This window comes from Mesorhizobium qingshengii (genome assembly GCF_900103325.1).
Taxonomy (GTDB): Bacteria; Pseudomonadota; Alphaproteobacteria; order Rhizobiales; family Rhizobiaceae; genus Mesorhizobium; species Mesorhizobium qingshengii.
In genome coordinates, this window is record NZ_FMXM01000006.1 from 16753 (window position 1) to 29620 (window position 12868).

Genomic DNA, 12868 nt, shown 5'->3' on the forward strand with positions numbered 1-12868 from the left:
ATCATCGACGCCTCCGAACGGCGTGTCTCTACGGGAGGAAAACCATGAAAGTCAGAGAAATTATTGCGGCGGCGGTGGTCCTGGCGTCCCCCACGCACGCCTTCGCGTGGGGTCAGGAAGGTCACGCGGCCGTTGCCGAGATCGCGCAGCACCGCCTCACCTCATCGGCTAGTGATGTCGTTCAGCGGCTCTTGCGGGCGCATTTGGGGCTGACAGGTCAGCAGGTCGTCTCGATGGCGTCGATTGCCAGCTGGGCTGACGACTATCGGGCAGACGGACACAAGGATACCAGCAACTGGCATTTTGTTGACATCCCGCTGGCATCGCTGCCCGGAGGATCGAGCGCTACAACCGACTATGATGCGATACGTGATTGTGCCGATGACGCCACCTATGGAAGCTGCCTTCTAAAGGCCCTGCCCGCCCAGGAAGCGATATTGTCGGATGCAACAAAGGATGATGAATCCCGGTGGAAGGCCTTGGCGTTTGTGATCCACCTGACGGGCGACTTGGCCCAGCCCCTGCATTGCGTTCAGCGCGTTGATGGGAGCCAGAAAGACCAGGGAGGAAACACCCTGACGGTGACCTTCAACGTCACCCGGCCCGCGCCCGACAACTCGACGTTTAGGGATTTCACGACCTTCCATTCTGTCTGGGACACCGACCTCATTACATTCAAATACTACGACTGGGGGCTGGCGGCCGCCGAGGCCGAGAAGCTGCTTCCGACCCTCGCGGCCGACCTGCTGGCCGACGACACACCGGAGAAATGGCTTGCCGAATGTCACCGCCAAGCCGAGGCTGCGTATCAGGCCTTGCCGGCAGGAACCCCGTTGAAGTCGGATATTGGTCATCCCGTGATTCTGGATCAGGCGTATTTTGAAAAGTTCCATCCTGTAGTCATGCAGCAACTGGCTTTAGGCGGCCTGCATCTGGCTGCGGAACTGAATGAGGCGCTTAAGGGCAGAAAGTAAGGGCTATCCCGCCTTCGCCTCTCGACTCAAGCAATGCGCACGACGATCTTCGGATCGGCGGCAAGGACCGACTGCGTAATCCCCGACGGTCAGCTCCGATCCTCTTTGCCCATTGCAGCAGATGTTGCGGTCGGTAGGAGATGTCGGCCCGCCAGCGAGCCATTGGAACGCGGGCACCGATGATGGTTCCCGTTGCACCCAACGACCGTTGGTCACTGGACTTCGGGTCGGATCAGCTGACCGATGGCCCTCGCTTCCGGATATTGACCGTCGTCGACGACTGCACGCGCCGGTGCCTAGGGTTGGTCGCGGATACGTCTCTGTCCGGCGTGAGGGTTGCCCACGAACTCGATCGGTTCATGATCGAACGCGGCAAGCCGAAGATGGTGGTCAGTGACAATGGCAGCGAACTGACCAGCAATGCGATCCCTGCCTGGCCCAATGCAAGCCGCGTGGACTGACATTATATCACGCCGGGCAAGCCAATGCAGAACGGCTTCATCGACAGCTTCAACGGTCACCTCCATGACGAACTGCTGAACGAGATGCTGTTCACCTCATTGGCACAGGCTCGCGCGGTCTTGGCCAGTTGGCGGGCAGGTTACAACTTCAATAGCCCACATTCGCGGCTCGGATGGCAGACCCCTTCGAGTTCGCCCACACCTTCCCCCCCGCGACGGGACGCAGCGCTGCGCACGATGATCAGCTCCGCGCCTGTGCCCGTCGTTCAAACCGCCCAACAGGGCAACGTCATTGCGTCCCATTCGCCGCTTTGAAACGCAAAAACCGCCCCGGTTAGACCAGGACGCTTATTGATTTATGATGAGTTTGGTTGCGGGGCCAGGATTTGAATCTGCTGACTTCGCTTGCGAAGTCCCTTCAACAGACGAACTCGGTTGCAGCGCTGTATTGGCGGTAGCGCTCTCCCGCTACCACCTTCCCCAAACTCCTGGATCCCGTTGGGGAAGGCATCCTCGCCCAGGAGTGTGGCGAGATACCCAGCAATTTCGACTTCGATGCTGGCTTTCCGACCTTTTGACAGGGCTGGCCTATGACGGCCGAATTGAGTTCAGGATGAACGGCGAGAGTCGGCTGTTCGACCAGGATCTGACCCCGCGTCGCACTTCGCCTTCTTGGGTACCGGCCGAGCTACCTTTGCTTGGAAGTTCGATCAACCTCTACTGGCCGTCGGTTTCGAGCGCGCGCCGCATTCGTCTGATGACGGCGGCGCGACCTCGGTCGTCGGCCGCGGCATTGACCACTTCGGTGACGTCGAGGAGAAGTTTTGAAAGATCATTGTGCCAGTCAAGGCGGGCAATCTTCTCCGGCTTCAGGCGGCGCGGCTCATTGACGTCGATCGGCAAACAGCCGCCGGGCGTCAATTGGAAAGCATCGTCCAGCTTCGGCGTGATGATCCTGTCGTCGGGGATCAACCCTGCGAGCCCTGCGCGCAGGCCGCCGAGTCCAGCTTCCTCGCCATGCGTCAGGAACACCGCCTGCTTCACCGGACTTCGGACCTTGACCCAAGCGACCAGTTCGCCGGCATCGGCGTGGCCGGAATAAAGGTCGAATAGGCTGATACGTGCCTTGACCTCGACCTCTTCGCCCTGAATGCGCACGCGCCGCGCGCCGTCAAGCAGGATCCTGCCAAGCGACCCCTGGGCCTGGTACCCGGCCATCATCACCGTGGCGTTCCTGCGCCACAGGTTTGCCTTGAGATGATGACGAATGCGGCCCGCGTCACACATGCCACTGGCGGCGATCACCACGAAGAAGCCGGTCAGGCGGTTGATCGCCTTGCTTTGTTCCACGGTTTCGGTGAAGCGCAGTTGGGGTGAAGCGAGAGCCTGACGCAGAACGTCGCCCTGTTCGATGTCGTCGGCATGCCGCTCGAATATCGCGCTGGCGCGGGTCGCCAGCGGCGAGTCGACGAAGATCGTGGCTGTCGGCACCTCTCCTGACTTCATGAGCTGGTAGAGGTCCACCAGCAATTCCTGTGTCCGCTCGACGGCGAAGGAGGGAACGATAAGGGGGCCGCTCGCCTCGGCGGCGCCGCGTACCACGTCGCCGAGCATGGATCGCCGCTGTTCCGGCGAGACATCCGGGCGGTCCCGGTCGCCATAGGTCGATTCGCAGACGAGATAGTCGACACCAGCCGGACCCTCCGGATCGGTTTGCAGCAGCTTGTGGCCTGGTCCAATGTCGCCTGAAAACAACAGGCGCATCGGTGTGTCCTGATGATCGAGATCGATCTCGAGCTCGACCGAGGCGGAACCGAGCAAATGGCCGGCGTTCCAGAAGCGGGCGCGAAGACCCTCGGCGACGGCGGTCCATTCGCCATATTCCAGGGCCCGGAACAAGGTCATGCATGCGGCGGCATCCTGGAGCCTGTAGATCGGCTCGACCAGCGGCAACCCGCGCTGCGCGTTGCGACGGTTCAGATGTTCCACCTCCGTCTCCTGGATATGGGCGGCATCCGGCAGCATGACCGAGCAAAGATCGATCGTGGCTCTGGTCGTATGGATGGGACCGGAAAAACCCTGCTTGACCAGTTTAGGCAGAAGCCCGCTGTGGTCGATATGCGCATGCGTCAGGATGACGGCGTCAATCGCCTCCGGCGGGAACGGGAACGCGCCATAGTTCAACGCCCGCTCGGATTTCGACCCCTGGAAGAGGCCGCAGTCGACGAGAATCCGGATGCGCGGCGTTTCGATCTCATAGCAGGAGCCGGTAACGCCGTGGGCGGCGCCGTGGCAGCGTAGAATAGGATTCATGCCACCGATCCCTAATGCGACAGCAGGACAGGCAGGCGCAGGTCGGCGAGGACACCCTCCGTTGCGCCGCCGAGCACGAAGTCCCTGACCCGCGAGTGGCCATATCCACCCATGACGAGCAGGTTGCCGCCGATCTTGAGGGCGTGCTCCTGGAGAGCGGCGCCGATCGAACGTTCGCCGGCCTGGATCGACGCGGCATCGACCGTCAGCCCGCGCATCCTCAGGCCCTCGGCGAGGCGTTCGCCGATATCCTTTCCAGGCAGCGGCTTTTCGTCGGTCGCGCTGACGATGGTTACCCTCGAGGCCCGCTCCAGGAACGGCCGTGCGTCGGCGACGGCCCGTGCCGCCACGCGGCTGCCGTCCCAGGCGATGACGACATGGCCAAGCACACCGACATCCGTTGCGTCGGGAAGAAGGAGCGTCGGCCGGCCCGCACCGAACAGTATGGCCTCGGCGGTCATGCGCGCCGCCGGATTGTCAGGTGACAGGCCGACGAGACAGAGATCGAAGTAGCGGCACTGGTTTGCGGCAACATCGCCCATCAGGGCCGGCGCCGCCGCGATCTCCTGCGTGGTCAGGGCCACCGCGCCTTGTGAGGCCTCCTTGGCCACGGCCTCCAGCAAGGTCTTGCCAAACTTGCGGCTGGTCGCCTCGACCTCCCGGATCTTGCTGGGGAGATCGAGCAAATAGCGTGACAGCGCGTTCGAGACGTCGGGAATATCGACGTTGACGGCGATTGCATGAAGCGTCGCGTCAAGCTGCTTCACGACGGCAACCGAGTTCGCGGCAATGGCCGGGGAGTTCGCATCTGGATAGGTCGCCAGACAGAGGGTTGCCATAAGCTTCATTGGATTTCGCCTCCGTTGCCGCAGGGCCAAACGGCCACCGTTCGCAACATTCCTAGTCGCCATGGACGAGTCGGGCTTTGATCCACCGCAAAAATGCGTCCCTGCGGCGGTCAGGTCACCGACGGTTGGATGGTCGTGAGTGCGGTATGCGAACAGCGCCTCCTCCCTGGCAGACCGTCAAGAATACCGCTTCTGCCGGAGAGAAGCTTGCGAGTACCCTTATCTCATGGCGAACAGTTCCTGGTGAAACCGCTCCTCGACGGGCAACCCGTGCGCGGCAAAATCCTTGCGCAGCGCCTCGCCCAAGCCCGTGGGACCGCAGAACCAGATGCTGGCCGCGTGCCATTCCGGCACTTCGGCCCGGATGCGATCGCCAGTCAGGAGCCCGTCGCGAGTGTCGACCAGGACATGCAGGCGGATGTTTGCGGCCTCGGCGTCTGCTTTCAGCTTGGCGATGGCAATCTCGTCGTAGTCGGCGGTCGCATGAAACAGGTCGATCGCCAGTGACGGCCGATCCGGCTTCGCATGCCGCTCCAGCGCGATGTGCTTCATGCCGGCAATGAACGGCATGATGCCGATGCCACCACCGACCCAGATTTGTCGGGGCTGGCCGTTATCGAAATCGAAACAGCCATATGGCCCTTCGATCTTTACATCTTGCCCGATGTGCAGCTTTTCGCGCAACCGGCTGGTGTGGTCTCCCAGTTCCTTGGTAACAAAGGTGATCCTGCGATCCTTGTCGTTCCAGTCCGAGGCGATGGTGTAGGGGTGCGCGCCTTCGGAGCTGTCCGATGTCGCGAAGGCGAACTGACCGGGCTTGTGGCCCGGCCATCCGTGCGGCACCTCGATCTCGGTCTCGAGAGCCCGTACGCCAGGATAGTAGTGAAGCGAGGCGATCCTGCCCTGAACCTTCCGGCTGGCACCGACGCGACGGAGCAGCACGATCGCCGCCGCATAGGTGCCCGCCACCAGGAGGAGCGCCATCACCACGCCAATCGGCGAGGTCCAGTAGCTGAACTCGGTCAGCACGACCGCGTGGAAAACCAGAACAAGATAGGCGACGGCGAGAAGGCGGTGTGTCTTGTAGAAGAGCCGGTAGGGAAAATACTTGATCAGCGCCAAGGCGATCAGCAGCACGGCGGCATAGAATGCCCATTCGCCCAGCCCTTCGGCGGAACCGCGCAAGCTCATGAAGAACGCCTCGACCGGGTTTTCGACGGCTGGCCTTTCGCCGCGTACCGGACGCTCCAGCCAGCCCCACCCGACCGCCCATTTCGGCGCCTGGCTCCAGAGCCAGTGAACCACGGAGACAACCAATGCCGCGATGCCGAGCCACTTGTGCAAGCGGTACATCTTGTCCAACCCGCCGAACCACCGTTCCGGCCAGCGCGGACGCAGCGCCAGGACCATCGCGACGCTCATCACGCCCATGGCGATGACACCGCTGTACTGGACCATTGCACCGCGAAGAGCCATGAAACTCTCCGGTTGGAATACCGAAGGTTCGGCAGCCAGCCATAGAATGCTCAGCAGCACCAGCAGGCCCCAGAATGCAATCTTGATGTGCCGCATGATGTTCGACGTCTTTCCCGGTAGGTGAGAGCTCACGTCTTGCGCCGTACAGAGCAGGTGTCATTGACATCGATCAAGCGCCGCCACGACCGGCATGCTTGATTGCCGAGCGATCTGTTTCAACCCTGTCTTCGTGGGCGAGCCCGAAGACAGGGCCGACAGCGATCTGGACGAGCTCTTCGCCAGTGCGCTGGATAAACAGCGCGTCGAGGCCTTGCTTCAAAGCGAGGGCCTTTCCTTCCACCGCTCCGAGAACCATGAGCGCCGTGGCCCACGCATCGGCGTCCATGCAGCTTGACGCGCCGCGGCGCGCTCAATCGGCTCCAGCCTGATGCGATAGCTCCGTGTCGCCTCCTGAAACCGACCCAGTCCCGGGTTGGTCGTTCAATCGCTTCTTGAGGATGTCAATGAGGCTGAAGGCGACGGCTATCGCCGCGGGGCCGAGGACGAGCCCGGATGCTCCGAACAGGACGACGCCGCCGACCGCGCCGATGAAGGCTACCACCGTGTGGAGCCGCAACCGGTTCCCGACAAGCATCGGATAGAGCAGATTGTCGATGCCGGCGACGATGACGCCGCCCCACAGGGCCAGTGTCACGGCGCTGGCCCAAGCCCCCTCCAGCGCGAGATAGATAGCCGCCGGCACCCAGATCACGAACGCGCCGAGTACAGGCACGATGGCCAGAAGTCCCATTACCAGGCCCCAGAAGACCGGAGTGGGCAAGCCAAGCCACCAGAACATCAGGCCGCCCAGAGTCCCCTGCACGGCGGCGACGAACACGGTGCCGAGAAGGGTCGCATGTACGGTCTCGGCAAAGCGGGACAAGATGTATGCCGTCTCCGGCGCGTCCAGGGGCGAGAGGCTCTCGACGCCTCGAAGGGCCTGTTGGCGATCCCGCAGAAAATAGAACAACAGATAGAATGTCAGGACAAACATCACGACCTGATTGATCGAACCGCGCAACAGCGACGTGCTTTGTCCCGTCAGCCATTGTGCGAACGCGGCGACCGAGCCGGCAGGATCGAGCCGGTCCTTAATCCATACGGCAATGGCCGAAAGCCTGGGATAGTTCGACACGAAGCCATCCGCGTTCCAACCACGGATCACCTCCTCGAGATAGGTGGCTCCGTTTATCGCCTCGCGAACAATCTGCTGCGCTACGAAGATCAGCGGCAAGCCCACGGCAACCGCCGTAACGCTTACCGATATGAGTGCGGCCAGGGTTCGATTTCCGAGCCTTCCCTCGACCCACCGATGGGCCGGATAAAGGACGATTGCCAGCACCAGCGCCCAGGTCAGTGCGGGCAAGAACGGCAGAGCCAGCAAGTAGCAGACATACAGGCAGATTGCCGTCGCGACCAGGACACCGAGCAATCTCAATTGTTTCCTGTCGGGCATCTGTTTGATGTCGGACATCTGTCTCAGCTTTGGCATCTCTCGCCGTCTCGCAGTTAAGGGAGCTTATCGGGTTTCTCGACGAAGGGGCAACTTCGATGCCTCAGGCGGAGTTGCCGTCGGCAGGCGGGGCCAATGTGACCACGGAAACCGACAAATGACCATGAACGACGACTCGCTTCTCTCGTCCGTACGCCCCCGCTTCAGTGTGAGAAGAGCACCGGCAGCCTGAGATCATCCAGCACATCCTCGGTTGCCCCACCCAACACGAAGTCGCGAATGACAGAATGGCCATAGCCGCCCATCACCAACAGATTGGCCCCGCGCTCAAGCGCATGCACCTGCAGGCCGATCCCGACCGGGCAGTCTTCAATGTCGATGGAGGCAGCTTCGGCGGCCAGCCCTCTCCTCCTGAGCCCCACAGCAAGGCGCTCGGCGCCGTCTTCTTCCGTAAGCGGCTTCTCGTCGACGATGGTGAACACGGTGATCTTGGACGCCCTTTCAAGGAAGGACTTTGCGTCCGCGACCGCGCGCGCCGCAACGCGGCTCCCATCCCATGCGATGGCAACATGACCGATCGTTCCGATGGCCAGCGCCTCCGGCAAGAGGATAGCGGGACGGCCGGAACCGAACATGACGGCTTCCGCCGTCGCCCGTGAAGTCGAGTTGCCGGTTTCCCATCCATGCAGCGAGATATCGAAATACCGTGCCTCTATCGCCGCGGCTTCGCCAATCAGCAACAGCGCGGCCGACGATACGCCGGTCGTCAGGCTCACCGGTTTCTTCGCGGCTTCTTCACGAATCTTCTCGAGCAGGTGCTCGCCGCGCTGGCGGCTCGCCGCTTCGGCTTCGCGGATGAGCTCCGGCAATTTGGGCAGTAGCCGCGACATGACGGTCGAGGCGTTTGAAATATGGGCGCCGATAACTTCGGCATGAAGTTCAGCGCCCAAATATGCCGCAATCGCTGTCGCGTTGAATGCGATCGCATCCGAGTTGCTGTCAGGGTATGTGACGAGAGGGAGAAACGCCTGCAATTTCACGTGTCAAAACCTTGATTGGATAGACGGCAACGAGTGCGTGACGCCGTCGAAGACCCACAGTGAGGCCTTATCGGCCACGAGCCTTTGACATGGCTCAAATCGGCCAGCTTGAAACAACATCGAAGCGCCGCAGCGAACGATGTCGGCGTCCAGGCAGTTCAGGCGCCCTTGACGCGGATCAAGGCCGTCGCGGCGGCTCTCTGGTTTGGCTTCGTGCAAATCAGCACCCCAAGCGGAGTCCTCGCCATGGTCGACATCACATCAAGCCCTGAACAAATCGGATCCGCTTCGCCCGAACTGCGGCGATGGCTGGGGTGTGAGATCGCGGGCGCCCTTGTGGGGGAAGACGTCCCGAATCCGGGAAGAGTGTTTCCGAAGCCGGCCGGTGCCGCGGGAGTCCTTCGGTGATGAACTCTCGGCGGACATGGCTGATCGCGGGCCTTCTGATCGCTCTTGGCGCGGGTGGTTACTATGCATGGCAGAAATCCAAGGATGGTGATCTGCCGGAAGGCATAGCGAGAGGGAATGGCCGCATAGAAGCGGTCGAGATCGACGTGTCGACGAAAGCGCCAGGCCGGATCAAGGAAATCCTTGTCGGTGAAGGCGATTTTGTCAAAGCTGGCGAAGTGCTTGCCCGCATGGACACCGTGCAGCTAGAGGCCCAGCGCCGTCAGGCCGGAGCGCAGTTGCAACGCGCTGCGATCGGCGTGGAGACCGCCAATAGTCTGGTAACGCAGCGCGAAGCCGAAAGGACCGCCGCGGCCGCGGTGGTCGCGCAGCGCGAAGCCCAATTGGACGCTGCGGAGCGCACGCTGGTGCGCACTGAGCAGCTTGCCACCAACAACACTATTTCCCAGCAGGTTCTCGACAACGACCGGGCAACCGAGCAGGGGGCAAAGGCTGCGGTGGCTGCGGCACAAGCTCAGCAAGCGGCAAGCGATGCCGCTATCAACGCGGCAAAGGCTCAGGTCATCGACGCCAAGGCGGCGGTCGACGCGGCCCAGGCCGCGATCGAGAGCATCGATGCCGACATCGATGACTCCACGCTCAAGTCTCCGCGCGACGGACGAGTGCAGTACCGGGTGGCGGAGCCTGGAGAAGTCCTGTCCGCCGGTGGGCGCGTGCTCAATCTCGTCGATCTCGGCGACGTCTACATGACCTTCTTCCTGCCGACGGCCCAGGCAGGCCGTGTGGCGATCGGCACGGAGGTCCGCCTCGTGCTCGACGCAGTCCCGCAATATGTGATCCCTGCCAAGGCCACCTACGTCGCCGACGTCGCCCAATTCACGCCAAAGACGGTCGAGACCGAGGAAGAGCGCCTGAAGCTGATGTTCCGGATCAAGGCGCAGATTTCACCGGACCTGCTGCGCAAGTACATCCAGCAGGTGAAGACGGGCTTGCCGGGCGTGGCCTATATCCGGCTGGATCCGCAGGTTGCGTGGCCGGCCAAACTCCAGGGAAAGCTGGCTCAATGAGCGCGTGGCCGAGCGCCACCGCAAGCCTTCCCTCACAGCCGATCGCACGGCTGGAGGGAGTCGGCCATTCCTACAGCAGGACCAGGGCGCTCGATGGCATCACCTTGGACATACCTGCCGGCTGCATGGTTGGCCTGATCGGGCCCGACGGCGTCGGCAAGTCCAGCCTGCTTTCCTTGATCGCGGGAGCGCGGGTAATACAGCAAGGACGCATCGAGGTGCTTGGCGGCAACATGGCCGACGTCCGCCATCGACAGACCACGTACCCCAGGATTGCGTATATGCCGCAAGGCCTCGGCAAGAACCTCTATCCGACGCTGTCCGTCTTCGACAACATCGACTTCTTCGGCCGCTTGTTCGGGCATGACCGGGATGAGCGGGAGCGCCGCATCGGCGAGCTTCTGCAGAGCACCGGGCTGGCGCCCTTCGCTGCCCGACAGGCAGGCAAGCTCTCCGGTGGCATGAAGCAGAAGCTCGGCCTCTGCTGCGCCCTTATCCATGATCCCGATCTCCTAATCCTGGACGAGCCAACGACCGGTGTCGATCCTTTGTCGCGTCGCCAGTTCTGGGAGCTGATTGACCAGATCCGCCGCGGCCGCACTGGAATGAGCGTCATTGTTGCAACCGCCTACATGGAGGAAGCCGCCCGATTCGACTGGTTGATCGCAATGGACGGGGGCCGCGTGTTGGCCTCTGGATCGCCGTCGGAGCTGCTTGAGCGGACTGGCGCGCCTGACCTCGACGAGGCCTTTATCGCACTCCTTCCGCAGGAAAGGCGGGACGGCCATCAGCAGGTGGTGATCCCGCCCCGATCCGTGGGCACCGACGGCGAAACTGCCATCGAGGCAGAACATCTCACCATGCGGTTCGGCGATTTCACCGCCGTCGACGACGTGAGTTTCCGTATCGAGCGTGGCGAGATCTTCGGCTTCCTGGGCTCGAATGGCTGCGGCAAGACGACCACCATGAAGATGCTGACCGGTCTGCTTCAGGCCAGCGAAGGCAAGGCCCGGCTCTTCGGACGCGAGATAGACCCGAACGACATCGAGGTTCGGCGGCGCGTCGGCTACATGTCGCAGGGATTCTCGCTCTATTCCGAGCTAACGGTCCGTCAGAACCTCGAGCTTCATGCGCGGCTCTTCGGCCTGGCTCCAGACGTCATCCCGCAAAGGATCGCGGAGATGGCGCAGCGCTTCGATCTCGCCGGCCATTTGGATGCGCTTCCCGATGCCCTGCCGCTCGGAATCCGGCAGCGCCTGTCGCTTGCCGTGGCGATGATCCACTCCCCCGATATCCTGATCCTCGACGAGCCGACATCCGGTGTGGACCCGGTCGCCCGCGACGGGTTCTGGCAAATCCTCTCCGAGCTGTCGCGCAAGCAGAACGTGACGATCTTCGTCTCGACGCACTTCATGAACGAGGCGGAACGTTGCGACCGTGTTTCGTTGATGCATGCCGGCAGGGTTCTTGTCACCGATACGCCGGCGATGATCGTCCACAATCGCGCGGCGCCGACGCTTGAAGAGGCTTTCATCCGCTATCTGGAGAGCGCGGCCGGAGCGAAGGAGACCGCAACGCCAGATGCCGGAGCTGAACCGGGACACGCCACCGGGGCGCCGGAAGGGTGGACGAAGCATCCGCGGGAAAAGCGTGGCAATCGCTTCTTCGATCCCCGCCGCATGTTCGCCTATACGCGGCGCGAGGCGCTCGAACTCCTGCGCGATCCGATCCGCGCCACGCTCGCCATCGTCGGCACCCTCATCCTGATGCTCGTCGTGGGTTACGGCATCAACATGGACGTGGAGAATATGACGTTCGCCGTCCTCGATCACGACGATACGGCAATCAGCCGCGACTACGTGCAGCAAATCGCCGGCTCGCGATATTTCACCGAAAAGGCCCCCATCTCGGACTACGCCGATCTTGACCGGCGCATGGAAGACGGCGAACTCAGCCTGGCGATCGAGATTCCGCCCGGATTCGGTCGCGACCTGGCGCGCGGCCGCAACGTTACCATCGGCGCGTGGATCGACGGCGCCATGCCGACGCGCGCCGAGACGGTGCGCGGTTACGTCCAAGGCATGCACGCAGGCTGGCTTGCGCAGAAGGCACGCGAAATCTATGGCGACGCGGCCACGATCGGTGATTTTCAGCTGGCGATCCGCTACCGCTACAACCCCGATGTCCGGAGCCTTGATGCTATTGTTCCGGCAGTGATCCCGATGCTTCTCCTGTTGATACCGTCGATGCTGGCCGTGCTGAGCGTCGTGCGCGAAAAGGAACTCGGCTCGATCATCAATTTCTACGTCACGCCGGTCACGAGGTTCGAGTTCCTGCTCGGCAAGCAGATTCCCTATGTCGTGCTCGCGATGCTGAATTTCCTGCTGCTGACAGGCTTTGCCATCTTCATCTTTGGCGTGCCATTCACCGGCAGTTTTGCAACCTTCGCCGCTGCCGCGTTTCTCTACGTCATCGTCACGACGGGGATGGGGCTGCTGCTCTCGACCTTCATGAGCAGCCAGATCGCGGCGATCTTCGGAACCGCGTTGGCCACGATGATCCCGGCCTCGCAATATTCGGGCATGATCGATCCTGTCTCGTCGCTCCAGGGCGTGGGTGCCTTCATTGGCCAGATCTATCCGACGACCTATTTCGTCATAATCTCGCGTGGCGCCTTCTCGAAGGCACTCGGCTTTGACGACCTTTCCAGCGCGTTTTTGCCACTCCTCATCGCCATCCCCGTGTTGCTCGGCCTCGGAGCGGCACTTCTCAGGAAACAGGCCCGCTGA

The 12868-nt window shown here is 62.2% G+C and carries 9 protein-coding genes and 1 pseudogene; 4 read left to right on the forward strand and 6 right to left on the reverse strand.

Annotation, left to right across the window (positions count from 1 at the left end):
- Window positions 1-44: 44 nt before the first annotated feature.
- Window positions 45-974, forward strand: a complete 930-nt coding sequence (locus BLS48_RS11240; protein ID WP_167365042.1) for a S1/P1 nuclease — start codon at window positions 45-47, stop codon at window positions 972-974.
- Window positions 975-1123: 149 nt separating this feature from the next.
- Window positions 1124-1750 (forward strand): annotated as a pseudogene (locus BLS48_RS11245) (integrase core domain-containing protein); the annotation flags it as partial.
- 402 nt (window positions 1751-2152) lie between these two features.
- Here BLS48_RS11245 and BLS48_RS11250 read toward each other — a convergent pair.
- From BLS48_RS11250 to BLS48_RS11275, 6 genes are all read right to left on the reverse strand, one after another.
- Complete coding sequence (locus tag BLS48_RS11250; protein WP_091577642.1) at window positions 2153-3748, reverse strand: MBL fold metallo-hydrolase; 1596 nt, start codon at window positions 3746-3748, stop codon at window positions 2153-2155.
- Window positions 3749-3759: 11 nt separating this feature from the next.
- The gene (locus BLS48_RS11255; RefSeq protein WP_091577644.1) at window positions 3760-4596 is read right to left on the reverse strand and encodes a universal stress protein; all 837 of its coding nucleotides are present in this window, start codon (window positions 4594-4596) and stop codon (window positions 3760-3762) included.
- A 219-nt stretch (window positions 4597-4815) separates the two neighbouring features.
- On the reverse strand, window positions 4816-6168 hold the full coding sequence (locus tag BLS48_RS11260; RefSeq protein ID WP_091577645.1) for a ferredoxin reductase family protein: 1353 nt from the start codon (window positions 6166-6168) through the stop codon (window positions 4816-4818).
- Between the two features lie 73 nt (window positions 6169-6241).
- Window positions 6242-6457 carry a hypothetical protein gene (locus tag BLS48_RS11265; protein WP_091577647.1) on the reverse strand — a complete coding sequence of 72 codons (216 nt, stop codon included), beginning with the start codon at window positions 6455-6457 and terminating at the stop codon, window positions 6242-6244.
- Between the two features lie 24 nt (window positions 6458-6481).
- Window positions 6482-7585, reverse strand: a complete 1104-nt coding sequence (locus BLS48_RS11270) for an AI-2E family transporter (RefSeq protein ID WP_244529559.1) — start codon at window positions 7583-7585, stop codon at window positions 6482-6484.
- A gap of 182 nt (window positions 7586-7767) precedes the next feature.
- Window positions 7768-8604, reverse strand: coding sequence for a universal stress protein (locus BLS48_RS11275; protein WP_091577651.1), 837 nt, complete (start codon window positions 8602-8604; stop codon window positions 7768-7770).
- A 407-nt stretch (window positions 8605-9011) separates the two neighbouring features.
- On the opposite strand from BLS48_RS11275, the gene BLS48_RS11285 reads away from it, so the two are divergent.
- Together BLS48_RS11285 and rbbA are read left to right on the forward strand one after the other, a co-directional pair.
- Window positions 9012-10079, forward strand: a complete 1068-nt coding sequence (locus tag BLS48_RS11285) for an HlyD family secretion protein (RefSeq protein ID WP_091577654.1) — start codon at window positions 9012-9014, stop codon at window positions 10077-10079.
- Window positions 10076-12868, forward strand: coding sequence for a ribosome-associated ATPase/putative transporter RbbA (gene rbbA, locus BLS48_RS11290; protein ID WP_091577655.1), 2793 nt, complete (start codon window positions 10076-10078; stop codon window positions 12866-12868). The genes BLS48_RS11285 and rbbA overlap by 4 nt, the downstream gene beginning before the upstream one ends.